The organism is Rhodococcus sp. p52 (assembly GCF_000763325.2).
Classification (GTDB): Bacteria; Actinomycetota; Actinomycetes; order Mycobacteriales; family Mycobacteriaceae; genus Rhodococcus; species Rhodococcus pyridinivorans.
The window spans coordinates 3,304,486-3,328,736 of sequence record NZ_CP016819.1; the positions used below are offsets into that span (position 1 = coordinate 3,304,486).

Annotated in this window: 24 protein-coding genes; 17 read left to right on the forward strand and 7 right to left on the reverse strand. The window is 70.0% G+C overall.

Annotated features, from left to right (window positions below):
* Positions 1 to 37 precede the first annotated feature (37 nt).
* From cobA to IM25_RS15300, 3 genes are all read left to right on the forward strand, one after another.
* Positions 38 to 1,300, forward strand: a complete 1,263-nt coding sequence (gene cobA, locus IM25_RS15290) for a uroporphyrinogen-III C-methyltransferase (protein WP_065996156.1) — start codon at positions 38 to 40, stop codon at positions 1,298 to 1,300.
* Between the two features lie 59 nt (positions 1,301 to 1,359).
* On the forward strand, positions 1,360 to 2,781 hold the full coding sequence (locus IM25_RS15295; protein WP_230826315.1) for an MFS transporter: 1,422 nt from the start codon (positions 1,360 to 1,362) through the stop codon (positions 2,779 to 2,781).
* Between the two features lie 92 nt (positions 2,782 to 2,873).
* Entirely contained in the window at positions 2,874 to 3,956 is a 1,083-nt protein-coding gene (locus tag IM25_RS15300; RefSeq protein WP_033096516.1) for an FUSC family protein, read from the forward strand.
* Here the strand turns inward: IM25_RS15300 and yaaA are convergent.
* The gene (gene yaaA, locus IM25_RS15305) at positions 3,949 to 4,692 is read right to left on the reverse strand and encodes a peroxide stress protein YaaA (protein ID WP_033096517.1); all 744 of its coding nucleotides are present in this window, start codon (positions 4,690 to 4,692) and stop codon (positions 3,949 to 3,951) included. The genes IM25_RS15300 and yaaA overlap by 8 nt on opposite strands.
* A 53-nt stretch (positions 4,693 to 4,745) precedes the next feature.
* Here yaaA and IM25_RS15310 point away from each other — a divergent pair, with 53 nt between their 5' ends.
* The gene (locus IM25_RS15310) at positions 4,746 to 6,479 is read left to right on the forward strand and encodes a proline--tRNA ligase (RefSeq protein WP_024100656.1); all 1,734 of its coding nucleotides are present in this window, start codon (positions 4,746 to 4,748) and stop codon (positions 6,477 to 6,479) included.
* Positions 6,480 to 6,598: 119 nt separating this feature from the next.
* Entirely contained in the window at positions 6,599 to 7,258 is a 660-nt protein-coding gene (locus IM25_RS15315; protein ID WP_033096518.1) for an O-methyltransferase, read from the forward strand.
* Positions 7,259 to 7,296: 38 nt separating this feature from the next.
* On the opposite strand, the gene IM25_RS15320 is transcribed toward IM25_RS15315, so the two are convergent.
* Both IM25_RS15320 and IM25_RS15325 read right to left on the reverse strand, forming a co-directional pair.
* The gene (locus IM25_RS15320; RefSeq protein ID WP_006554231.1) at positions 7,297 to 7,740 is read right to left on the reverse strand and encodes a ferritin-like domain-containing protein; all 444 of its coding nucleotides are present in this window, start codon (positions 7,738 to 7,740) and stop codon (positions 7,297 to 7,299) included.
* Positions 7,737 to 8,228 (reverse strand): hypothetical protein, encoded by a 492-nt coding sequence (locus IM25_RS15325; protein WP_198162579.1) that lies wholly within the window; start codon positions 8,226 to 8,228, stop codon positions 7,737 to 7,739. The genes IM25_RS15320 and IM25_RS15325 overlap by 4 nt, the downstream gene beginning before the upstream one ends.
* A gap of 156 nt (positions 8,229 to 8,384) precedes the next feature.
* On the opposite strand from IM25_RS15325, the gene rimP reads away from it, so the two are divergent.
* The 11 genes from rimP (at position 8,385) to truB (ending at position 19,447) form a co-directional block, all read left to right on the forward strand.
* The gene (gene rimP, locus IM25_RS15330) at positions 8,385 to 8,984 is read left to right on the forward strand and encodes a ribosome maturation factor RimP (protein ID WP_033096519.1); all 600 of its coding nucleotides are present in this window, start codon (positions 8,385 to 8,387) and stop codon (positions 8,982 to 8,984) included.
* Positions 8,981 to 10,009 (forward strand): transcription termination factor NusA, encoded by a 1,029-nt coding sequence (gene nusA / locus IM25_RS15335; RefSeq protein WP_006554228.1) that lies wholly within the window; start codon positions 8,981 to 8,983, stop codon positions 10,007 to 10,009. The genes rimP and nusA overlap by 4 nt, the downstream gene beginning before the upstream one ends.
* A gap of 44 nt (positions 10,010 to 10,053) precedes the next feature.
* A complete protein-coding gene (locus IM25_RS25565; protein ID WP_084295091.1) occupies positions 10,054 to 10,362 on the forward strand; it encodes a YlxR family protein in 309 nt (102 codons plus the stop codon).
* A 204-nt stretch (positions 10,363 to 10,566) separates the two neighbouring features.
* Positions 10,567 to 13,446, forward strand: a complete 2,880-nt coding sequence (gene infB, locus IM25_RS15340; RefSeq protein WP_024100657.1) for a translation initiation factor IF-2 — start codon at positions 10,567 to 10,569, stop codon at positions 13,444 to 13,446.
* A 124-nt stretch (positions 13,447 to 13,570) separates the two neighbouring features.
* Complete coding sequence (locus IM25_RS15345) at positions 13,571 to 13,861, forward strand: DUF503 domain-containing protein (protein ID WP_006551275.1); 291 nt, start codon at positions 13,571 to 13,573, stop codon at positions 13,859 to 13,861.
* Between the two features lie 53 nt (positions 13,862 to 13,914).
* On the forward strand, positions 13,915 to 14,373 hold the full coding sequence (rbfA, locus tag IM25_RS15350) for a 30S ribosome-binding factor RbfA (protein ID WP_006551274.1): 459 nt from the start codon (positions 13,915 to 13,917) through the stop codon (positions 14,371 to 14,373).
* 28 nt (positions 14,374 to 14,401) lie between these two features.
* The gene (locus IM25_RS15355) at positions 14,402 to 15,409 is read left to right on the forward strand and encodes a DHH family phosphoesterase (RefSeq protein ID WP_052039970.1); all 1,008 of its coding nucleotides are present in this window, start codon (positions 14,402 to 14,404) and stop codon (positions 15,407 to 15,409) included.
* 152 nt (positions 15,410 to 15,561) lie between these two features.
* Complete coding sequence (locus IM25_RS15360) at positions 15,562 to 16,878, forward strand: MATE family efflux transporter (protein ID WP_065996536.1); 1,317 nt, start codon at positions 15,562 to 15,564, stop codon at positions 16,876 to 16,878.
* A gap of 3 nt (positions 16,879 to 16,881) precedes the next feature.
* Positions 16,882 to 17,820 (forward strand): metallophosphoesterase family protein, encoded by a 939-nt coding sequence (locus IM25_RS15365; protein WP_006551271.1) that lies wholly within the window; start codon positions 16,882 to 16,884, stop codon positions 17,818 to 17,820.
* A 41-nt stretch (positions 17,821 to 17,861) separates the two neighbouring features.
* Positions 17,862 to 18,524 (forward strand): 4'-phosphopantetheinyl transferase Npt, encoded by a 663-nt coding sequence (gene npt / locus IM25_RS15370; protein ID WP_065996535.1) that lies wholly within the window; start codon positions 17,862 to 17,864, stop codon positions 18,522 to 18,524.
* Entirely contained in the window at positions 18,524 to 19,447 is a 924-nt protein-coding gene (gene truB, locus IM25_RS15375) for a tRNA pseudouridine(55) synthase TruB (RefSeq protein ID WP_019289147.1), read from the forward strand. The genes npt and truB overlap by 1 nt, the downstream gene beginning before the upstream one ends.
* Before the next feature lie 31 nt (positions 19,448 to 19,478).
* On the opposite strand, the gene IM25_RS15380 is transcribed toward truB, so the two are convergent.
* Genes IM25_RS15380 through IM25_RS15395 form a run of 4 tightly spaced genes read right to left on the reverse strand, consistent with a single transcriptional unit; the run spans position 19,479 to position 22,763 of the window.
* A complete protein-coding gene (locus tag IM25_RS15380; protein WP_006551268.1) occupies positions 19,479 to 20,171 on the reverse strand; it encodes a metal-dependent transcriptional regulator in 693 nt (230 codons plus the stop codon).
* A 20-nt stretch (positions 20,172 to 20,191) separates the two neighbouring features.
* On the reverse strand, positions 20,192 to 21,085 hold the full coding sequence (locus IM25_RS15385) for a metal ABC transporter permease (RefSeq protein ID WP_065996157.1): 894 nt from the start codon (positions 21,083 to 21,085) through the stop codon (positions 20,192 to 20,194).
* The gene (locus tag IM25_RS15390) at positions 21,082 to 21,879 is read right to left on the reverse strand and encodes a metal ABC transporter ATP-binding protein (RefSeq protein ID WP_065996158.1); all 798 of its coding nucleotides are present in this window, start codon (positions 21,877 to 21,879) and stop codon (positions 21,082 to 21,084) included. The genes IM25_RS15385 and IM25_RS15390 overlap by 4 nt, the downstream gene beginning before the upstream one ends.
* Positions 21,876 to 22,763: a metal ABC transporter substrate-binding protein gene (locus IM25_RS15395; RefSeq protein WP_006551265.1), complete on the reverse strand. Its 888-nt coding sequence runs from the start codon at positions 22,761 to 22,763 to the stop codon at positions 21,876 to 21,878. The genes IM25_RS15390 and IM25_RS15395 overlap by 4 nt, the downstream gene beginning before the upstream one ends.
* A gap of 158 nt (positions 22,764 to 22,921) precedes the next feature.
* Here IM25_RS15395 and IM25_RS15400 point away from each other — a divergent pair, with 158 nt between their 5' ends.
* On the forward strand, positions 22,922 to 23,890 hold the full coding sequence (locus tag IM25_RS15400) for a bifunctional riboflavin kinase/FAD synthetase (protein ID WP_006551264.1): 969 nt from the start codon (positions 22,922 to 22,924) through the stop codon (positions 23,888 to 23,890).
* The last annotated feature ends 361 nt before the right edge of the window (positions 23,891 to 24,251 follow it).

Consider the following 24,251-nt stretch of genomic DNA (forward strand, 5'->3'; position numbering starts at 1 on the left):
GTCCGATCGGATTCGCCCCGACACGAGAGATGGGGAGATGCCCGTGTCCGCTGCCGCTGAGGACGAGACCAGTTACCTGGTCGGACTCGATCTCCGTGGACGCCGCGTCGTGATCGTCGGAGGAGGCAGCGTCGCGCAGCGGCGTCTCGGTCTGCTCGTCGCGTCCGGTGCCGACGTCCACGTGGTCGCCCGGGCCGCGACCCCCGTGGTCGAGAGCATGGCGACGAAGGGCCGCATCTCCCTCGACCTGCGCGACTACCGCGACGGCGACCTCGACGGCGCGTGGTACGCCATGGCCTGCACCGACGAACCCGAGACCAACGCAGCGGTCGTCGCCGAAGCCGAACGCAACAGGATCTTCTGCGTCCGCGCGGACAACGCCCGTCACGGCAGTGCCGTCCCCCCCGCCACGGCCCGCTACGAGGGTCTGACCGTCGGCGTCCTCGCCGGTGGCGACCACCGCCGGTCCGCCGCCGTGCGCACCTCGATCCGTGACGCCCTCGCCGGAGCGGCCGTCGCCGAGTTCGCCGAGACCGCGCCGAAGCCGGTCGGCGTCGCCCTCGTGGGCGGAGGACCGGGCGATCCCGACCTGATCACCGTGCGCGGTCGACGCCTCCTCACCCGCGCCGACGTGGTCGTCGCCGACCATCTCGCCCCGCAGGAACTGCTCGCGGAACTCGACTCGCACGTCGAGGTGATCGACGCGGCGAAGCTCCCGTACGGACGGGCCATGGCCCAGCAGGTCATCAACGAGACCCTCATCGACCGCGCAAAGGCCGGCAAGTTCGTCGTCCGACTCAAGGGCGGCGACCCGTACGTCTTCGGTCGCGGTTACGAGGAGCTCGAGGCGTGCACCGCGGCCGGCATCCCGGTGACCGTCGTCCCCGGCATCACCAGCGCGATCTCCGTGCCGTCTGCGGCCGGGATCCCCGTCACCCACCGTGGGGTCACCCACGAATTCGTCGTGGCCAGCGGCCACGTCGCGCCCGGACATCCCGACTCGCTCACCGACTGGGACGCGCTCGCCAAGCTGCGCGGCACCCTGGTCCTGCTCATGGCCGTCGAACGCATCGAGCAGTTCGCCGACGCCCTGATCGCCGGCGGACGTCCCACCGACACCCCCGTGGTCGTCGTGCAGGAGGGCACGCTGAGCAGCCAACGTGTGGTGCGTGCCGATCTGTCGACCGTCGCGCAGCGTGTCCGGGACGAGGCCGTGCGCCCGCCCGCGATCGTCGTGATCGGGCCGGTGGCCGGATTCGGACTCGATCCGCGGACCGGCTCCGACTCGGACGGTGGGTAACGTTGGATCACGTGTCAGCCACTTCGCATCCGTCGGCCACCCGCGCGGTCGCTCTGGCCATGCTGGTCCTCAGCGGCCTCCAGTTGATGGTCGTGCTCGACGGAACGGTCGCGAACCTCGCGCTCGCGCCGCTGCAGAGTGATCTGGGACTGTCGGATGCGGGTCGCAACTGGGTCCTCACCTCCTACGCCCTCGCCTTCGGCGGGTTGATGCTCCTCGGCGGCCGTCTCGGCGACAGCTACGGACGTAAACGCACGTTCATGGGCGGAGTCGGCCTGTTCACCCTGGCGTCCCTGCTGTGCGGTCTGGCGACCGGCGAGGCGATGCTCATCGGCGCCCGCGCCCTGCAGGGCGTCGGCGCCGCGGTCGCGTCCCCGACCGCCCTCGCGCTCGTCGCGACGACCTTCGCCGCAGGTCCGGCACGCAACCGCGCCATCGCGGTCTTCGCGGCCATGACCGGTGTCGGGTCCATCGCCGGACTGATCCTCGGGGGTGCGCTCACCCAGCTTTCGTGGCGCTGGATCTTCCTCATCAACGTCCCTATCGGCGTCCTCATCGTCGTGCTCGCCGCGATCGCGCTGCGTGAGACCGCCTCCGAACGCCTCGCGCTCGACGTGCCGGGCGCGATCCTCGCGACACTCGGATGCACCGGCCTGGTCTTCGGTCTCACGGAGGGTCCCGAAATCGGTTGGTCGAGCCCCTCGGTCATCGGCGCGATCGTCGCCGGCTTCGTGCTGCTCGGAGTGTTCCTGCTCGTCGAGCGGCGGGCGGAGAACCCGCTGCTGCCGTTCGTGCTGTTCCGCAACAAGGACCGCGTCGCGACCTTCGTGGCGATCTTCTTCGCGGGCGCCGTGATGTTCAGCCTCGCGGCCTTCGTCGCCCTGTTCGTGCAGGACATCCTCGGCTACAGCCCGCTCGCCGCGGGTCTGGCCTTCGTGCCGTTCGCCTTCGGTCTCGGCGGTGCCGCCGCGGTGTCGTCGAAGCTGGTCGCGCGGATCGAACCGCGCTGGCTCGTGGTCACCGGCTCGGCGATCATGACTGTCAGCCTGCTCTACGGCTCGACCATGGACGGCAGCGTCCGCTACTTCCCGACCCTGTTCGTGCTGGTGCTCGTTGTCGGCTTCGGGGTCGGCCTGGCCGTGGTCCCGCTGCCGCTGTGCGCGATATCCGGGGTGGGACCGCACGAGATCGGACCGCTCTCGGCGATCGCGCAGGTCGCCCAGACTCTCGGAGGTCCGGTCGGCCTCGGGGTGATCGGTGCGATGGCCACCTCGCGGACGATGTCGCTCGGTGGTGTCTCCGGAGCCGTCGCCGACATGACCGACGCCCAGCTCGTCGCCCAGGGCGAGGGATACATGTTCGCGCTCGTCGGCTGCGCGGTCTGCGCGGTGATCGCCGGTGTCGCCGCGCTGTTCATCCGCTTCACTCCCGAAGAGGTCGCGCAGGCGCAGGAGGCCGAGAAGGCCGCGCAGACCTCCTGACCGTCGGACCGTCACCGTGGCGGACGAGCGACCGCTGCGGCGGATGAGTTTGCTCACGCCTGCCACGCACGACCCCCGGGTACCCGACACTCATGCAGGTCGGTGTTCTCGAACGGGGCAGATTCGTCGGATCGTGGATGGTCCGCGCGGTGCGCGAGGCCGGACACGAGCGGTACGTTGCCCTCCAGGCGTTCCGGTCCACGCTCGCCGCGGTCGTCGCGTGGCTCGTCGTGACCGAGGTCTTCCACTTCCAGCAGGCCTTCCTCGCGCCCTACGTCGCGGTCTTCCTCGTCGAGGCGACACTCGTGCGCTCGCTCCAGCAGGCGGTGGTGCAGGTCGGGGCGGTGGTTGCGGGTCTGCTGGTCGCGGTCGTGGTGACGCGGCTCGTGGAGTCGACGACCGCTGCGATCGGCATCGCCGTGGCGATCGGCTACTTCGCGGGTCGCTGGCGACGGTTCGGGGCCAGTGGCATCTGGGTGGCGATCACCGCGCTGCTGGTGATCGCGACGGGCGCCTCGGACAGCCCGATCCTGCTCGGTGAACGACTCGCGGAGACGGCGATCGGCGCGGCGATCGGCGTGGCCGTGACGGCGCTGGTCTTCCCGCCGGTGTACTCGGCGGGCAAGGAGGCCCGCGAACTCACCGGTGAGCTGCGCGACCTGCTGCGGGACATGGCGTCCGGATGCCGTGAGGGATCGTCGGGGGTGCGGGACTGGGTGCAGCGCGCGCGGGGCATCGACAGCCTCGTGCAACGCGCCTTCGAGGAATCACGGTGGGCGCACGAGAGTGCCCGGATGAATCCACGCCCCGCCGCTGCACGGGCCGGGGAATGGGCACGTCGCTGGGACCGGACCCTCGACGACCTCTCGTCGGTGTCCAGCGCTGTCGAGGAACTCGCGCACGCTCTGGACCCCGTACTCGGCGACGACGTCGCCGAAGCCGACCGTGGCCGCCTGCGGACGGGGATCGCAGCGATGCTCGACGCCCTCGCCGAGATGGTCGATGCCGTGGGGGCGGGCCGGGAGGTCGACCCCGACGGGACGTGCCGCAGCAATCTCACCGAACTCGAACGGTTCGCCACCGAATCGGACGACCTGGTCCTGACCGCGCGACTCGGCGCCGTTCTGCACACGGCTCGCCGGATCGTCGCGGCGATGGGACTCGAGGTCAGGTGAGCACGACCAACTCGGTCGGCGACTCCACCTCGACCCTCAGTCCCGCCTTCGTCGCGACGCGGGCGAGCGCTCCGATATCGCTCGGCTCCGCGCGGGTGAGGACCAGCGCGCGGGCCAGCAGGCCCTTGTGGTGCTTGTTGAAGTGGCTGACGACCTTACGGGTGCCGTCGGGCTGCTCGGTGAGCACGGTTGCGGTCACCGCACCCAGCACGGGACCGAGCTGCTGGTAGATCCCGGAGCGGAGATCGACCACGAGGTCGCCGCCGGCTTCGGCCACCAGCGCGTCGGTGAGCTCGTTCCGCCACACGGACTTCACGGTGCCGAAGCCGGGCAGTTTCGACCCTCCGGAGAGGCGGTAGGCGGGGATCGGATCCGCAGCCCGGACCGCGCCGAACAGCGCCGACCCGATGCCCAGGCGTCGATAGGCCTTGTCGCGCTGCGCCTTCGTGAAGGCTCCCGCGTCGAGCGCGTCGTACAGCACGCCGGTGTACCGCTCCAGCGCCGGGCGGGTGGGGGAGACCCACAACTTCGCGTTGCGTTCGATCTCGTCGGCGCCCTTCGTACCCAGCCCGAGTGCGCGGCTCGACTCCTCGGGGTCGGCGGAGAGGTCGACGAGGGCCTGCACGAGCATCTCCCGCGTCTCCGTCAACCGCGGCATCGACAGGTCGGCGAGATCGAGCGGTCCGCCGTCGCCGCCGTCGGACTTGGTTTCGGAAGGGGGGAGAAGCACCAGCACAACCGGTAACCGTACCGATGTCGCGGAAGGTGGCCACGGTAGGCTGCACGGTCGTGATCACCCGCATGTCGCACCTGTTCCTCCGCACCCTCCGAGACGACCCGGCCGACGCCGAGGTCGCGAGCCACAAGCTGCTGGTCCGAGCCGGATACGTGCGACGAATCGCGCCAGGTGTGTACTCGTGGCTGCCTCTGGGGCTGCGGGTGCTGCGGCAGATCGAGCGGGTGGTGCGCGAGGAGATGAACTCCATCGGAGCGCAGGAGATCGCTCTGCCCGCGCTGCTGCCGCGCGAACCCTACGAGGCCACCAACCGGTGGACGGAATACGGCGACAGCCTGTTCCGGCTGAAGGACCGCAAGGGCGGCGACTACCTCCTCGGACCCACCCACGAGGAGCTCTTCGCGCTCACCGTCAAGGGCGAGTACAACTCCTACAAGGACTTCCCGGTCACGCTCTACCAGATCCAGACGAAGTACCGCGACGAGGAGCGCCCCCGCGCCGGCATCCTCCGCGGTCGCGAGTTCGTCATGAAGGACTCCTACAGCTTCGACCTCACCGACGAGGGCCTGGCCGACTCGTACAAGGCGCACCGCGACGCCTACGAGCGCATCTTCGCGCGTCTCGGCGTGAAGTACGTGATCGTCTCGGCCACCTCCGGTGCGATGGGTGGCAGCGCCTCCGAGGAGTTCCTGGCCGACTCGCCTGCGGGTGAGGACACCTACGTGCGGTGCCTCCAATCCGGCTACGCGGCGAACGTCGAAGCGGTGAAGACGCTCGCGCCGGAACCGCTGCCGATCGACGGACAGCCCGAGGCGGTCGTGCACGATACCCCCGGCACCCCGACGATCGCCTCGCTCGTCGCCGCGGCGTCGGAGGTCCTCGGCCGGGAGGTCACCGCGGCCGAGACGCTCAAGAACGTCATGGTCAAGGTCCGGCAGCCCGGTGGCGAGTGGGAGCTGCTCGGCATCGGCATCCCCGGCGACCGCGAGGTCGACGACAAGCGCCTCGAGGCCTCGCTCGAACCCGCCGAGGTCGAGTTGCTCACCGACGCCGACTTCGAGGCCAATCCCTTCCTCGTCAAGGGCTACATCGGCCCGAAGGCGCTGCTCGCCAACGGTGTCCGCTACCTCGTCGACCCCCGCGTGGTCGACGGCACCAGCTGGATCACCGGCGCCGACGAGCAGGGCAAGCACGTCTTCGGGCTGGTCGCAGGTCGCGACTTCACCCCGGACGGCACGATCGAGGCCGCCGAGGTGCGCGACGGCGATCCGTCGCCCGACGGAGCCGGCCCGCTCCTCTCCGCCCGCGGCATCGAGATCGGCCACGTCTTCCAGCTCGGCCGCAAGTACACCGATGCCTTCGCGGTGGACGTCCTCGGCGAGAACGGCAAGCCCGTCCGCCCCACGATGGGCTCCTACGGCGTCGGCGTGTCACGCCTCGTCGCGGTGGTCGCCGAACAGCAGCACGACGAGAAGGGCCTGCGCTGGCCGTCGGAGATCGCACCGTTCGATGTGCACCTGGTCATCGCCAACAAGGACGAGCAGGCCCGCGAAGGCGCCGAGAACCTCGCCGAGGAACTCTCGAACGCCGGCCTCGAGGTGCTCCTCGACGACCGCAAGGCGTCGCCCGGCGTGAAGTTCAAGGACTCGGAGCTGCTCGGCATGCCGCTCGTCGTCGTGGTCGGCCGCGGCTTCGCCGACGGCAAGGTCGAGGTCCGCGACCGTTTCTCCGGCGAGGCCGACGAACTGCCGATCGGTGAGGTCGTCCAGCGCATCGTCAACCGCTGACGCTCTTATTCGCCGATACAGGCGGAACCCGGTGTCCCTGCGACCTGCCGTCGCGGGGGCACCGGCGTATGTGGCAGAAGTCGCCGTGGTGCGCTGCGCGCCGAACCACAATGAGGTGCATGGCCGACAACTGGAGTGCGACCGACAACTACCTTACCGACGTGCTGATCGGCGACGATCCTGCGCTGAGCTCAGCGCTCGAGGCGAACGCCGCAGCGGAACTGCCGCCCATCGACGTGTCCGCGCCGCAGGGCAAGTTCCTGCACCTGCTCGCACGGATCCGGGGTGCCCGCCGGGTCCTGGAGATCGGCACCCTCGGCGGATACTCGACCATCTGGCTCGCCCGGGCCGTCGGGGAGTCCGGCCGGGTGGTCACCCTCGAATACGAGCGCAAGCACGCCGAGGTGGCCCGCGCCAATCTCGACCGCGCCGGCGTCGGTGACCGTGTGGACATCCGGGTCGGCCCCGCCCTGGACTCGCTGCCGGGCCTGGTCGACGAGGATCCCTTCGACCTGGTGTTCATCGACGCCGACAAGGAGAACAACAGCAACTACGTGCGCGCGGCGCTCGGGCTGTCGCGACCCGGCACCGTCATCGTCGTCGACAACGTGGTGCGGGCAGGGGCCATCGTCGATCAGGGCAGCGACGACGAACGGGTCCGCGCGTCGCGGGACGTGCTCGAACTGCTCGCCCGCGAACCGCGCCTCGATGCGACGGCGTTGCAGACCGTCGGATCGAAGGGCTGGGACGGCTTCGCGCTGGCGGTCGTGACCGGGTGACCCGTGCTTCGGAGTCGACCGGATCGAGGCCGACCGGATCAGGGTTGACCGGGGAAGGCCACCGACGGCACGACTCCGCGGCTCTGCCGCCACCGCGCCGCCCGCAGGGCCGCCTCGGTGAGTGCGTCCACGGCCGTGGCCCGGGTGGCCTCGCTGCGTGCCCGTTCGACGACGGACCGCCACGCGACCGCGGTGTCGCTCTCTATCTGTTCGGCGAGCTGCGCGGCGGACGCGGCGTCGATCACCGGGAACGGCACGGTGTAACCGGGTGCCGCGACCGGCGGCTCGACGCTCGCGGCGCGCAACGCCTCGATCGTTGCATCACGGCGTGCGCGGTGCGCTGCGGTGTCCTCCGCCACGGCGTTCGCGCGGGCGGGATCCGCGAAGGCCGCGACCACGCCGTATCCGAAGACCGCCGCGTGTTCGGCCTCGAGGGCGTCGACGAGGGCCTGCTGTTCGGAACCGAGTTCGGGTGAGCTCACGGCAACATCACCGCCGTCTGCACGGCGCAGGACGCGCTGATCGAGGCGAGCAGACCCGCGCGGTAACCCGAGAGCGTGCGTGCGAGGTCGGCGGCTTCGCGCTGCGACCGGTTCAACCGCTCACGGAGCGCCTCGACGGTCGGCAGCTCACCGGTGGGAGTGGTCACGGTGGTCGACGGGGGAGTGAAACTCGTGGTGGCGCCCTCCATCCGGGCGATCTCGGCCTCGAGCGCGTCGGCGTGGGAGGTCCGCTCGGCCGCGATCGTGGTGAGCGGCGCGGACAGCTCCGGCGCCCGCGCGACCAGCGCGGTCGCGATCGCTGCGTCGGTGCGGGCGCGGGTCGCCTGACCCGTCAGCGGATCCGGTTCGGCGGCATCCTCGTCGGAGGCGCCGCACGCGGTGATCGTCGTGATTCCGAATCCACCGACGGCGACCGACGACCATCGCAGGAGGGTTCGTCGGGAGACGGTGGGACGGTCGAGTGGCATCGGCACCGGACCATCCTGCCAGTCGCGTCGTCCGAGGAAGGACGCCGCCCTGGTCACAGCAGCAGGAGACGCGGGGTAGGCTTGATGTCTGCCGGTACGCATCCGTTCCGGCCCGCTGTCCGCTGCGACCACAACTGAACGAGGAGCCCGCCCGCCATGCCTGTGCCGCCCCCGGAGAGGATCGTCGAGCTCGTCTCCGATCTGCTCGCCAGAGAGGGATACGACCTCGAGGACGTGGTGGTCACGGCCGCCGGAAAGCACAGTACGGTGCGCCTCCTCGTCGACAGCGACGCAGGTCTCGGTCTCGACGAGGCGGCCCGCCTGAGCAGGATCGTCTCCGAGGCCTTCGACGGAGTCTCGGACTTCGGCGAGTCGCCCTATGTCCTGGAGGTCACCAGCCCCGGGATCGGCCGGCCCCTGACCGAGCCCCGCCACTGGCGGCGCGCTCAGGGTCGCAAGACGAAGGTGGAACTGGCCGATGAGACCCTCGTCGCACGCATCGGCGAGCTCGTCGGCGACGAGATCAGGCTCGTCCTGCCCGATCGGTCCGGGCCGGTCGTGCGTTCGGTCCCGCTCTCGGCGGTGCGCAGAGCGGTGGTGGAGGTGGAGTTCTCCCCGCCGCCACCGAGGGAACTCGAGCTCGCGGGCGGGGTTCCGGACGGCCGGGTCGCGGCCGGGGAGCTGGCCGAAGGGCCCGAGGACGAGACGGGCAGCGACGACCACGACGAGACGAACGAAACGAAGGTGGACAAGTGAATATCGAGATCGCCGCCCTGCGCATGCTCGAGGCGGAGAAGAACATCCCGTTCGACGAGCTGATCGCGACGCTCGAGACGGCCCTGCTCACGGCGTACAGGCACGTCGACGGACACCAGCCGCACGCGCGGGTCGTGGTCGACACGAAGACCGGCGCCATCCAGGTCCTCGCCGAGGAGCGCGACGCCGACGGCAACCTGATCGCCGAGTGGGACGACACTCCCGAGGACTTCGGCCGGATCGCGGCGACCACCGCGCGTCAGGTCATCATGCAGCGCATCCGCGACGCCGAGCACGAACAGCGCTTCGGTGAGTTCGCGACCCACGAGGGTGAGATCGTCAGCGGCGTCGTGCAGCGCGACTCGCGTGCCAACGCCCGCGGCATGGTCGTCGTGAAGATCGGCGGCGAGACGAACAACGCCGAGGGACTGATCCCGCCGGCCGAGCAGGTGCCGGGGGAGTCCTATGAGCACGGCGACCGCATCAAGTGCTACGTCGTGGGCGTCTCCCGCGGACAGCGCGGCCCGCAGATCACCCTGTCGCGGACGCATCCCAATCTGGTGCGCAAGTTGTTCGCCCTCGAGGTCCCGGAGATCGCCGACGAGTCGGTGGAGATCGTCGCCGTCGCCCGCGAGGCCGGGCACCGCTCGAAGATCGCCGTGCACTCGACTGTCCCCGGCCTCAACGCCAAGGGTGCGTGCATCGGACCGATGGGGCAGCGGGTGCGCAACGTGATGCGCGAACTCGGCGAGGAGAAGATCGACATCATCGACTACGACGAGGACCCCGCGAAGTTCGTGGGCAACGCACTGTCGCCGTCGAAGGTGGTGTCGGTCACGGTCGTCGACCCCGACGCGCGCGCCGCCCGGGTGGTCGTTCCCGACTTCCAGTTGTCCCTCGCGATCGGCAAGGAAGGGCAGAACGCCCGGCTCGCGGCCCGGCTGACCGGCTGGCGGATCGACATCCGCAGCGACGCGGCACCGGCCGGGAACGACGATTCGCGCGGCGGCTCGACAGGCGCGTAGGAGTGGGATGCGGGATTCCGGGCAAATCAGCGGTACAGTGGTCGATGGTTCAGCATGACCTGTCCTCGACCGGCGGGGAACGCGCCACTACGGTGCGGACCTGTGTCGGATGTCGGCAGCGAACGCTGGCTGCCGAACTGCTCCGGGTGGTGGCGCGCGAGAAGGAACCGTCAGGTTTCGCCGTGATTCCCGATCCCCGACGCAGGCTTCCCGGGCGAGGTGCTTGGTTGCATCCCAACCCGGAATGTCTGGGCCTGGCGGTTCGGCGTCGAGCATTCGGCAGGGCACTGCGCGTGACCGGGTATCCGGACACCACAGCGCTGGATCAGCTGGTCGGGTCCGCGGCACAGTGATCACGGACGCATCGAGTCGGCCTCGGCCGGGTACGACGATCGTGGGAACGACGACGAGGAACACCAACAGTGACATCGCACTCTGAGAAGAACAGGCACGAACACTCATGAGCACACCGTGAAGCACCAGCGATGAACGTCCATCGGAGATAACCCGAGGTCGTGCGGGCAGTCGGCCGCTCGACCTCATCAGTGAGGAGAGCAGTGGCAGGCAAGGCCCGCGTGCACGAGTTGGCGAAAGAACTCGGTGTCACCAGCAAGGAACTACTCGCACGCCTGAAGGAACAGGGCGAGTTCGTCAAGTCCGCGTCGTCGACCGTCGAACCGCCGGTCGCGCGTCGACTGCGCGAATCGTTCGGTAAGACCGAAGGCGATGCAGCCGCGAAGGCTGCACCCAACCCCGCACCGAAGCCCGGTGCCCCCCGGCCGGGTCCCCGGCCCACCCCTGCGAGCCCGGCCCCCGCGGCCGAGACCGCGCGTCCGAAGCCCGGCGCACCGAAGCCGGCTGCTCCCAAGCCCGCTCCGGCACCGGAGGAGCCCGCGGCTCCCGCGCCGCAGGCCCCCGCTGCCCAGGCGGCACCGCAGTCCCCGGCTGCTCAGGCTCCCAGCGCGACGCCGCAGGCTCCCGCGGCCAAGCCCGGCCCCAAGCCGGCCGGTCCGCGTCCGGGTCCGAAGACCCCGCGCGTCGGTAACAACCCGTACTCCTCGGCTCCGGCCGAGCGTCCCGCTCCGCGTCCGGGTGCCCCGCGCCCCGGCCCGGGCGGACCGCGTCCTACCCCCGGACAGGGCGGCCCCCGCCCCACGCCCGGACAGGGACGTCCCGCAGCAGGCCCCGGTGGCCCGCGTCCCGGACCCGGCCAGGCCGGTCCGCGTCCGGCTCCCGGACAGGGCGGTCCCCGCCCCGCGCCCGGACAGGGCGGTCCCCGTCCGTCCCCGGGTTCGATGCCCCCGCGTCCCAACCCGGGTGCGATGCCGCAGCGTGCTGCGCGTCCGGCCGCATCCGGTCGTCCGGGTCGTCCGGGCGGAGCTCCCGGTGGACGTCCCGGTGGCGGTGGCGGCGGCTACCGCGGTGGCGGCGCCGGTGGCGGCGCACCTGCAGGTGCAGGTGCTCCCGGTGGTTTCCGCGGTCGCCCCGGTGGCGGTGGCGGTGGACGCGGTCGCGGCGGTGCAGCCGGCGCGTTCGGTCGTCCCGGTGGCGCTCCGCGTCGTGGTCGTAAGTCGAAGCGGCAGAAGCGGCAGGAATACGATTCGATGCAGGCGCCGTCGGTCGGCGGCGTGCGGTTGCCGCGTGGCAACGGCGAGACCATCCGTCTCGCTCGCGGCGCATCGCTGTCCGACTTCGCCGAGAAGATCGACGCGAACCCGTCGGCCCTGGTGCAGGCGCTGTTCAACCTCGGTGAGATGGTCACGGCCACTCAGTCGGTGAACGACGACATCCTCGAGCTGCTCGGCTCGGAGATGAACTACGTCGTGCAGGTCGTCTCGCCCGAGGATGAGGACCGCGAGCTGCTCGAGTCGTTCGACATCCAGTACGGCGAGGACGAGGGCGGCGAGGAAGACCTCCAGCAGCGTCCGCCGGTGGTCACCGTCATGGGTCACGTCGACCACGGCAAGACCCGCCTGCTCGACACGATCCGGAAGGAGAACGTCGGCGAGGGTGAGGCCGGTGGCATCACCCAGCACATCGGTGCCTACCAGGTGATGACGCACCTCAACGGTGAAGATCGCCTGATCACCTTCATCGACACCCCGGGTCACGAGGCGTTCACCGCGATGCGTGCCCGCGGCGCGAAGGCGACGGACATCGCGATCCTCGTGGTCGCAGCCGACGACGGCGTCATGCCGCAGACGGTGGAGGCGATCAACCACGCACAGGCCGCCGATGTCCCGATCGTGGTCGCGGTGAACAAGATCGACAAGGAGGGTGCGAACCCTCAGAAGATCCGTCAGCAGCTCACCGAGTACGGGCTGGTGGCGGAGGAGTACGGCGGCGACACCATGTTCGTCGACATCTCCGCGAAGCAGAACCTCAACATCGACCAGCTGCTCGAAGCGGTGCTGCTCACCGCCGACGCAGCGCTCGATCTGCGGGCCAACCCGGACATGGAGGCGCAGGGCGTCGCCATCGAGGCGCACCTCGACCGCGGTCGCGGTCCGGTGGCCACGGTGCTCATCCAGCGCGGCACTCTGCGGGTCGGCGACTCGATCGTCGCCGGCGACGCCTACGGCCGCGTGCGCCGCATGGTCGACGAGCACGGCGAGGACGTGCTCGAGGCACTGCCTTCGCGTCCGGTCCAGGTCGTCGGCTTCACGTCGGTGCCCGGCGCCGGGGACAACCTCGTCGTCGTCGAAGAGGACCGCATCGCGCGTCAGATCGCCGACCGGCGTAATGCCCGCAAGCGCAACGCGCTCGCAGCACGTAGCCGTAAGCGCATCAGCCTCGAGGATCTCGATGCCGCTCTCAAGGAGCACAACGAGCTCAACCTCATCCTCAAGGGCGACAACTCGGGTACCGTCGAGGCCCTCGAAGAGGCGCTCATGGGTATCGAGATCGACGACGAGGTGCGCCTGCGGGTCATCGACCGCGGTGTCGGTGGCGTCACCGAGACCAACGTCAACCTCGCTGCCGCGTCGAACGCCGTGATCATCGGCTTCAACGTCCGCGCCGAGGGCAAGGCCACCGAGCTCGCGAACCGCGAGGGTGTCGACATCCGCTACTACTCGGTCATCTACCAGGCGATCGACGAGGTGGAGAAGGCCCTCAAGGGCATGCTCAAGCCGATCTACGAGGAGGTCGAGCTCGGCCGCGCCGAGATCCGCGCGATCTTCAAGTCGTCGAAGGTCGGCAACATCGCGGGTTGCCTCGTGCAGTCCGGCATCGTCAAGCGCAACGCGAAGGCCCGCCTCATCCGCGACAGCAACGTCGTGGCCGAGACGGTCACCATCTCGTCGCTGCGCCGCGAGAAGGACGACGTCACCGAGGTCCGCGAGGGCTTCGAGTGCGGTTTGACGATCACCTACTCCGACATCAAGGTCGGCGACGTGATCGAGGCGTACGAGTTGCGCGAGAAGCCGCGCGACTGATCCACCCGCACCCGTGGCGGTGAACGATTCGTCGTTCGCCGCCACGGGTGTGTCGGGACGCCCGACCCGGCCGGCACGGAGCCGACCGGACGGCCGACCGGAGTGTCCTCGAGGAGAGAAGCGAATGTATCTGGGAGCGCTCGAACTCGACCTGCTGCTCGGCGACGTGCATTCGCTCAAGCAGAAGAGATCGGCGATCCGTCCGGTGGTCGCAGAACTGCGCCGGCTCGGGGTGTCCGCCGCCGAAACCGGGGAACACGATCTGTACCGCCGGGCGCAGGTGGGTGTGGCGGTCGTCGCCCCCGACCTCGCGCACGTCGGAGAGATACTGGACAAGTGTGAGCGGCTGGTCGCCCAGCGGCCCGAACTCGACCTGCTGTCGGTCAGACGCAGGCTGTACGGGCCCGAGGACTGATCCCGGCCGCACGACAGGCCGCCTGCCGGCGGCTACAGAAGGGAACGAACGACATGGCCGATCCAGCACGGGCTCGCCGACTCGCGAAGCGCATTGCCACCATCGTGGCCACCGCCATCGACCTCGAGATCAAGGATCCGCGCCTCGAGTTCGTGACGATCACCGACGCGAAGGTCACCGCGGATCTGCACGACGCCACCGTCTACTACACGGTCCGGGGCGCGGATCTGAACACCGAACCCGATCACGAGGCCGCTGCTGCCGGCCTCGAGAAGGCCAAGGGCGTGCTCCGCTCGAAGGTCGGCGCCGGCACCGGTGTGCGGTTCACCCCGACGCTGACGTTCGTCACCGACACCGTGCCCGACACGGCACGGCACATGGAGGAACTCCTCGCGCGCGCTCGCGCGGCCGACGACGAGGTCGCACGCGCCCGTGAGGGCGCCGTTCCGGCCGGCGATGCCGATCCCTACAAGGAATCCCGTGAGCGCGACGCCGGTGACGACGACGAATAACGCACCGGTGCCCGACCCGACTCCTCCGGTGGTCCCGTCGCACCGGGACGATGCCGGCGTCCCGTCCGGCCCGGCAGGATCCGTCGATCTGCACGGTGCCGCCGCACTGCTCGACGCGGCGGCCACCGTGACGGTGCTGTGCCACATCAACCCCGACGCCGACACCCTCGGCAGCGGGCTGGCCCTCGGGCTGGCGCTCGAGCGACGCGGTGTCGCCGTGCAGGTCGCGTTCGGTTCGCCCGCGAACATGCCGGACTCGATGCGGTCGCTGCCGGGCGCACACCTGGTCACGCCGGTCGCGGAGGTACGCCGTGAGGCCGATCTCGTGGTGACCGTCGACTGCGGTACCGCGGGCCGTCTCGGTGTCCTGCGCGACCGTCTGAAGACCGCCCCGAACGTCCTGGTGATCGACCACCACCTGTCCAACACGCGGTTCGGCACCCACAACCTCGTCGACCCGGAGTCCGAGGCCACCGCGATGGTGCTCGCCGACCTCTTCGACGTGTGGGGTGTCGAGATCGACGCCGCACTCGCGCACTGCCTGTACGCGGGCCTGGTGACCGACACCGGATCGTTCCGCTGGGGTCGCCCGCAGGCCCACGGACTTGCCGAGCGCCTGCTTGCCACCGGTATCGACGGCACGTCGATCACGCGGGCCCTGCTCGACACCCATCCCTTCGGGTGGTTGCCGATGCTGTCGTCGGTGCTGGCCACCGCCACACTCGAACGCGACGCTGCTCAGGGCAGGGGACTGGTCTACGCCTTCGTCCGGCGCGCCGACTCCGCGCATCTCGGTCCGGAGGAGGTTGAGAGCGTCATCGACATCGTGCGCACCACCGCCGAGGCCGAGGTTGCCGCGGTGTTCAAGGAGGTCGCTCCCGAGGAATGGACCGTCTCGCTGCGCGCGAAGACCTCGGTGGACGTGTCCGCCGTCGCCACCGCACTCGGCGGCGGAGGACACCGCCTGGCGGCGGGGTACACCGCCCACGGCGACACCGATCGGATCGTCGCCGCCCTGCGCGGCGTGCTCGGTTGACTGCGTCCGGCGGGTCGCCCGCCTCCGAGACGCCCGGCGGCTCACGCGCCTCCGAGACGCCCGGCGGCTCACGCGCCTCTGAGACGCCCGGCGGCTCACGCGCCTCTGAGACGCCCGGCGGCTCACACGCTTCCGACGTCACCGGACGGCGGATCCTCGGGCTCGTCCTTCCCGCCCTCGGGGTGCTCGCGGCCGAACCGCTCTACCTGCTGTTCGACATCGCCGTCGTCGGCCGGCTGGGGGCGCTGCCCCTGGCCGGTCTCGCGATCGGCGGGTTGATCCTCGCGCAGGTGAGCACCCAGCTCACCTTCCTGTCGTACGGCACCACCGCGCGCGCGGCGCGTTTCCACGGTGCGGACCGGCACGACGACGCTGTCGGCGAGGGCGTGCAGGCGACCTGGCTCGCGATGATCGTCGGACTTGCGATCCTGCTCGTCGGCCAGGCGCTGGCCGGCCCCGTCGCGCGGCTGCTCGCCGGCGATGCCGAGATCGCCGACGCCGCCGTCTCGTGGCTGCGCGTCGCGCTGTTCGGGGCTCCCCCGATCCTCGTCGGCCTGGCCGGGAACGGTTGGATGCGCGGCGTCCAGGACACGATGCGGCCGCTGCGATTCGTCATCGCCGGCCTCGCCCTGTCGGCGGTGCTGTGCCCGGCACTGGTCCACGGACTGCTGGGCGCTCCCCGGTGGGAACTCGTCGGTTCGGCCATCGCCAACGTGATCGGGCAGTCCGTGACGGCCGTCCTGTTCGTCGTGGCGCTGCTGCGGTCCGGGGTTCCGCTGCGACCGCGACCCGCCGTGATCGGGGCACAGTTGCGGCTCGGACGTGACCTGATCGCGCGCAGCCTCGCATTCCAGGCCTGCTTCCTGTCCGCGGCGGCGGTGGCGTCGCGCTTCGGTGCGGCCGCGGTGGCCGGTCATCAGGTCGTGCTGCAACTGTGGACCTTCGTGACCCTCACCCTGGACTCGCTGGCGATCGCTGCGCAGGCCCTCGTCGGCGCCGCGCTCGGTGCGGCCGACCGCCGGGGCGCGACTCGCCTGGCGTGGCGGTTGTCGGCGTGGTCGGTGGTCTTCGCCGTCGTCCTCGCGGTGGTCTTCGTGGCGGGGGAGGATGTGATTCCTGATCTGTTCACCACCGATACCGAGGTGCTCGACCAGATCGGCGTCGCGTGGTGGTTCTTCGTCGCGATCATGCCGCTCGCGGGAATCGTCTTCGCACTCGACGGTGTTCTCCTCGGTGCGGGGGACGCCGCCTTCCTGCGCACCGCGACGCTGGCCTCGGCGCTGTTCGGCTTCCTGCCGTTGATCTGGTTGTCGCTCGCGTACGACTGGGGTCTGGCGGGGATCTGGACGGGGCTTACGGTGTTCATCGTGTTCCGGATGATCGCCGTCGTGTGGCGCACGCTCTCGGGACGATGGGCGGTGACGGGCGCGGACCGGCAGGGGTGCATCCAGGACGAGTCGGGAGGTTAGTGCGTGGCAGCGAAGCTGTGGGCGATCAGCGACATCCATGTGGGTCATCGGGGCAACCGGCCGGTCACCGAGGACCTGTATCCGGAGTCGCCCGACGACTGGTTGATCGTCGCGGGCGACGTGTCGGAGAAGACCGACGACATCCGGTGGGCGCTGTCGCTGCTCCGCAGCCGGTTCGCGAAGGTGATCTGGGTGCCCGGCAACCACGAACTGTGGACGACCGCCAAGGACCCGGTGCAGATGTTCGGGGTCGCGCGCTACGACTATCTCGTCACGATGTGCCGCGAACTCGACGTGCTCACCCCTGAGGATCCGTATCCGATCTGGGAGGGCGAGGACGGGCCGGTGGTGCTCGTGCCGATGTTCCTGCTCTACGACTACTCGTTCCTGCCGGAGGGCACCACGACGAAGGCGGACGGGCTCGCGCTGGCGCGCGAACGCAACGTCGTCGCGACCGACGAGTTCCTGCTGAAGCCGGATCCGTACATCACGCGCGACACCTGGTGCCGGGTACGCGTGGATCAGACCCGCGCCCGTCTCGACGCGCTCGACCCCGCCCTGCCCACCGTGCTGATCAACCACTTCCCGCTGGTGCGCGAACCCACGCGGATGCTGTTCTACCCCGAGTTCGCCCTGTGGTGCGGTACCACCGAGACGGCCGACTGGCACCTGCGCTACCGGGCGCTGTGCAGCGTGTACGGCCACCTGCATATCCCGCGGACCACCTACTACGACGGGGTGCGCTTCGAGGAGGTCTCGGTCGGCTACCCGCGCGAATGGCAGCGACGCGGCATGCCGGAGCAGCCCCTGCGGCAGATCCTCCCCGTCCCGGAGTATCCGCCGGGCAGCCTGAACAAGTGGGGCGGTCATTTCACCGTGACCCCCGAGATGGAAGCCGAGGCCGAGAAGATGCGGGCTCAACGAGAGAAGGAGTTGCGGTGACCGAACCGGACACCGGGCAGAAGACGGACACGCGCGGCGCGCTGATCGGGCGCATCGTGCCGGACGGCGTCGCTGCAGCCGAGTTGTTCGAGGACCCACCGGGACTGCGGCCGCATCCCCAGGAGGAGCCGCTCGTGGCGCGGGCCGTGGAGAAGCGGCGCCGCGAGTTCGCCGGTGCCCGTCATTGCGCCCGCCAGGCCATGCGCACCCTCGGCGTCGACCCCGCGCCGGTACTGCGCGGAGAGATGGGCGATCCCGTCTGGCCTCGCGGCGTCGTCGGCAGCCTCACCCACTGCGACGGCTATCGCGGTGCCGTGCTGGGCTATTCGCTGCAGATCCGATCGCTCGGCATCGACGCCGAACCGCACGACGTGCTCCCCGACGGGGTGCTGCCCGCGGTGAGCCTCGAACCCGAACGCGAGTGGCTCGCCTCGGCCGGCGACGACCTGCACTGGGACCGTCTGCTGTTCTGCGCCAAGGAGGCCACCTACAAGGCGTGGTTCCCGCTGACGAAGAGGTGGCTGGGCTTCGAGGACGCCCACATCACCTTCGAGCGCGACACCACCTCGGACGTGGTCACCGGCACCTTCCACTCGCGACTGCTCGTCCCCGGCGACCCCCTCGACGGGCAGCCGCTGACGGGCTTCGACGGACGGTGGCTCATCGCCGACGGTCTCGTCCTCACCGCGATCACGGTGCGCTGATGAACGACGCCGCACCCCCGCAGGAACATCCGGCACTCGCCCGCGCAGGCCTGCTCGTCGTCGACAAGCCGGCCGGCATGACGAGCCACGACGTGGTGGCGCGCTGCCGCCGACTGCTCGGCACCCGCAAGGTCGGGCACGCGGGCACTCTCGACCCCATGGCGACGGGCGTGCTCGTCCTCGGCGTCGAGCGCGCCACCAAGCTGCTCGGGCTGCTCGCACTGACGACCAAGTCGTACACCGCGACGATCCGTCTCGGGCAGAGCACCGTCACGGACGACGCGGAAGGCGAGACCGTCGCGACCACCGATGCGACGCACGTGACCGACGAGCAGATCGGCGAGGGCGTGGCCGCGCTGACAGGCGACATCCAGCAGGTGCCCGCCAGCGTCAGCGCCATCAAGATCGACGGCAAGCGCGCCTACGCCCGCATGCGCGAGGGGGAGGCGGTCGAGTTGAAGGCCCGGCCGGTCACGGTCTCGCGGTTCGACGTCCTCGCCCGCCGCGATGTGCCCGGGAGCGGCTTCGTGGACGTCGACGTCGACGTGGACTGCTCGTCCGGCACCTACATTCGGGCGCTCGCACGCGATCTCGGCGCGGCCCTCGGAGTGGGCGGTCATCTCACGGCGCTGCGTCGCACGAAGGTCGGCCCGTTCGGCCTCGAACATGCCCGCACGCTCGAACAGCTCGCCGACGACCCGACGCCGAGCCTCGACATCGACGCGGCCGTGCGCACGGCCTTCGAGTGCCGCACCATCAGCGACGAGGAGGTGGGGCTGCTCGCGAACGGCCGCTGGCTCGAGCCCGTCGGGATCCACGGCGTCTACGGCGCCGTGGATGCGCAGGGTCGGGCTGCAGCGCTGCTGCAGGAGAAGGGCAAGCGGGCTGCGGCGGTGTTCGTGGTGCGCCCCTCCAACATGTGAGCGGGCTCGGACGGGCCGGATCGCAGCCGGCTCAGACGAGCCAGATCGCTTCCGCCGCCGGGTGACCGAGATCGATCGTGCGGCCCTCGGTCCGGCCCAACCGGACCGAGATGGTTCCGGCGAAGTCGCGACGTTCGAGCACGGTGATGTCGGTGTCGAGGGCGATCCCGACCTCGTCGAAGTAGCGCAGCATCGCGGGGTCGGAGTCGGAGATGCGGGCCACGCGGCCGTGGTCGCCGTCGTTGAACTCGCTCAGGGCGCGGGCGGGTGGTGACGGGATCGTGCCGTCGGGCGCCGGGATCGGGTCGCCGTGCGGGTCGCGTTCGGGATGACCGAGTTTGGTGTCGATCGCTGCGACCATCCGTTCGGAGACGGCGTGCTCGAGGATCTCGGCCTCGTCGTGCACTTCGTCCCACCCGTAGCCGAGCTCGCGGACCAGGAAGGTCTCGATGAGGCGGTGGCGCCGGACCATCGCCACGGCGGCCTGCCGGCCCTCGTCGGTGAGGGAGATCGCGCCGTAGCGCTCGTGGTCGACGAGTCCCTGGTCCGCGAGGCGGCGTACCGCTTCGGACACCGTGGACGCCGACACGCCCAGCTTCTCGGCGAGCAGCTTGGTGGAGATCTTCTCCCCGGACCACTCCTGGACCGTCCACATGATCTTGAGATAGTCCTGTGCGACCGAGGACAGCAGCTCGGTCGCGGTGGTCTCGTTACTCTCAGGCACGCGTCCAGCTTAGGTAACCGTCACCCGGGAATCACGCTCTCCGTCGGCTCGCTGGTCCTTTCGCTCTCCGGCGCGCGGCGACGCATCACGAGCCGGGTGACGACACCCTGACGCGGAGCGAACAGGTACGCGAGGGTGAAGACCACGGCCTGGGCGAGCACCACCACGCCGCCGGTCGCGGCGTCGGTGTAGTAGCTCGTGTACACACCGACCACCGAGGCGATCACTGCGAGTACCGGTGCGATCACCAGCATCCGGGCCATCCGGTCGGTGAGCAGATAGGCGGTCGCGCCGGGGATGATGAGCATCGCGACGACGAGGATCACGCCGACCGCCTGCAGCGCGCTGACGATCGTCACCGCGAGCAGCGACAACAGCAACGCCGACAGCGCGGCGGGGGACAGGCCGAGGGTGTGCGCCTGGACGCGGTCGAAGGCGAACAGCGTCAGATCGCGGCGCTTCGCGACGAGGACGGCCAGCACGACGGCCGCCAGGATCGACACCTGCCAGACGTCGCCCGTCGCGAGCCCGAGCAGGTTTCCGAACAGCACGTGGTGCAGGTCGATCTGGCTCGGGTTCTTCGAGATCAGCACCACGCCCAGGGCGAACAGTGTCGTGAAGACGATGCCGATGGTGGCGTCCTCCTTGACGCGGCTCGTGCCGCGGACGAGCCAGATCAACGCGACGGCGATGCCGGCGAAGACGAGGGCTCCGAGCGCGAACGGCACCCCCACCAGATAGGCGAGGACGACACCGGGCAGCACGGCGTGCGAGACCGCGTCGCCCATCAGCGCCCAGCCGATGAGCACGAGCCAGCAGCTGAGCAGCGCGCACACGATCGTCGCGGCGACCGCGACGAGCAGCGCGCGCTGCATGAAGCCGTACTGCAGGGGTTCGATCAGCACGTCGATCATCGTCCGGCCTCCTGTGCGTATGTCTCCCGTGCGACGTCCTCGGCTCGTCCACCGTTCGCAGGTGGGGGAGCGCCGAAGGCGCGGGCGAGGGTTTCCGGGAGGAGGACCTCCTCGGGGGAGCCGTGCACGAGCACGCGCCGCTGCAGCAGTACCGCCTCGTCGCACAGTTGCGCCAGACCTGCAAGATCGTGGGTGGCGACGAGGATCGCGTGGCCGCTCGCCGCCAGTTCGCGGATGACGCCGGTCAGCGCGTGCTCGGTGGTGGTGTCGACCCCCGCGAACGGCTCGTCGAGCAGTAGCAGCGGCGAGCCCTGCGCGATCGCCCGTGCCACGAAGACACGCTTGCGCTGGCCGCCCGAGAGCTGCCCGATCTGCCGGCCGGACAACGCGGTCATGCCCACGCGTTCGAGCGCGGCGTCGACGGCCTCGTGGTCGGCGGGGCGCGGGCGGCGCAGGAAGCCCTGGTGGCCGTAGCGGCCCGTCATGACGACGTCGCGCACGCCGATCGGGAAGTTCCAGTCGACGGCCTCGGACTGCGGCACGTAGGCGACCTGCGTGCGGCGACGCGCCACGGCGGTGGTCGTCCCGCCGATGGTGACGCGACCCGAGGTGGGTCGCACGAGACCCATGATCGTCTTGAACAGCGTCGACTTACCCGAGCCGTTGGTTCCCACGAGTCCGCAGACGCGGCCGGGTGCGAGTTTCAGGGTGACGTTCTGCAGGGCCAGGACGGTGTCGTAGCGCACCGTCACGTCGTCGACGAACAGTGCCGGTGTGTCGAGTGTCGAAGTCATGGCCTCAGTCCCGTCGTGATGACGTCGATGTCGTGTCGGAGCAGATCGAGGTAGGTGGGGACGGGACCGTCCGCCTCGGAGAGCGAATCGACGTAGAGGATTCCGCCGAATTCCGTTCCGGTATCGGCCGCGACCTGCCGTTGCGCCTTGTCCGAGACGGTCGATTCGCAGAACACCGCCGGAACCTCGTTGGTGCGCACGAAATCGACGGTCCGGGCGATCTGCTGCGGGGTGCCCTGCTGGTCGGAGTTCACCGGCCACAGATAGGCCTCCTGCAGCCCGGCGTCGCGCGCGAGATAGCTGAACGCGCCCTCACAGGTGACGAGTGCGCGCCGGTCGGCGGGCACGCTGTCGAGGGCGGTGACGAGTTCGGTGTGGAGACCGTCGAGTTCGGCCTTGTACGCCTCGGCGCGGGCCGCGAAGTCGTCCGCGTGCTCGGGAGCGAGGTCGGCCAGTGCCGCGGCGATGTTGTCGACGTAGACGCGGGCGGCGAGCGGGGACATCCAGGCGTGGGGGTTGTAGGGACCCGTCGTCGCGCCCTCACCGATCGGCAGTGGGTCCACACCCTCGCTCACGACCACGTGCTCGGCGTCGACATCGGCGACGAACTGTTCGAACCACCGCTCGAGACCGAGTCCGTTGTCGAGGACGAGGTCGGCCTCGGTCGCGAACCGCAGGTCGCCCGGCGTGGGCTCGTAGCCGTGGACCTCGGCGCCGGGCTTGGTGATGGACTCGACCCGCACGTGGTCGCCGCCGACGTTGCGCGCCATGTCGGCGAGGACGGTGAAGGTGGTCAGGACCAGGGGCCGATCGTCGGCGGAACCGGTGGTCGAACATGCCGCGAGGGCGGCGGCGCAGGCCGTGGCCGCGAAGGTGGCGATCATGCGACCGGCACGGGAGGATACGGACCGTGTTCTGTGGGCTCTCGACGAAAAGTTCGGCACACCGAAATTATGCATTCGCCGAGCCGTCACCGTCATGTGGGGCGCTCCGGGAGCCATCCGGGCGTGCCCGACCCGCTCACGGGCCGTAGGCTGCCGATGTGCAGAGATGGCGAGGTCTGGACGAAATTCCTGCGGACTGGGGTCGGTGTGTACTCACGATCGGCGTGTTCGACGGCGTACACCGCGGCCATCAGCAGCTCATAGCGCGTGCCGTCGAGGCCGCGCGGGCACGCGGTGTGGCCGCCGTGCTCATGACCTTCGATCCCCACCCCATGGAAGTGGTCCGCCCGGGCAGCCACCCGGCGCAGCTGACCACCCTCGCGCGACGCGCCGAGCTCGCCGAGGAACTCGGTATCGACGTTTTCTGCGTCATGCCGTTCACCCCGGAATTCATGAAGCTCTCGCCGGAGCGGTACGCCCACGAGATCCTCGTCGAGCGACTGCACGTGGCCGAGGTGGTCGTGGGGGAGAACTTCACCTTCGGAAAGAAGGCGGCCGGCACCGTCGACATGCTGCGCTCGATCGGTGAGCGTTTCGGGTTCGCGGTGCAGGGGCTCACGCTGGTCGCCGAGCACGCCGTGACGTTCTCGTCGACCTACATTCGTTCGTGCGTCGACGCCGGGGACGTCGTTGCGGCCGCGGACGCACTCGGTCGCCCGCACCGGGTCGAAGGCGTGGTCGTGCACGGCGACGGTCGCGGTCGCGGACTCGGATTCCCGACCGCCAACGTCGCACCGCCGATCTACGCGGCGATCCCCGCCGACGGCGTGTACGCGGCCTGGTTCACGGTGCTCGACTCCGGTTCTCCCGTCGAGGGACTCACAGCTGGTCAGCGCTACCTCGCAGCCGTGTCGGTGGGCACCAATCCGACCTTCTCCGGACGCAAGCGCACGGTGGAGGCGTTCGTCCTCGACGAGAAGGCCGATCTCTACGGCCAGCACGTGGCGGTCGACTTCGTCGAGCGGCTGCGGGGCATGGAGAAGTTCGATTCCGTGGAAGCGTTGATCTCCGCGATGCACCGCGACGCCGAACGGGCGCGAGAGGTTCTCACGAAGACTCCCCAGTGACACCGACTTCGAGTGACACCGACTTCCGAGTGACACCGACTCTCGAGTGACGTGGGTGTCCGTCGACCGTCCGGTGTCGTCCGAACGAACGCAACTGCGAGTTCGGTACGAAAAAGGTCTTGTCCGCCGTCTTCTCCGAGGACCGGGGGCGCACCCCGGACCGCGAGTCGATTCTGTCGTTCTTCGCCTCCCGCATGCACCTGGTCAGTGCTCTGGCACGTCGGATCGCCGACGCGCCGGGCTCACTGGACTATCCCTACTGGGTGAAGGCCGACCTCGCCGTCGACGACGGTGTCGCTCGCGATCGAGCGCTACTACCGCGAGCGCGGGGAGGATCTGCCCTCGGAGTACGCGGCGGTAC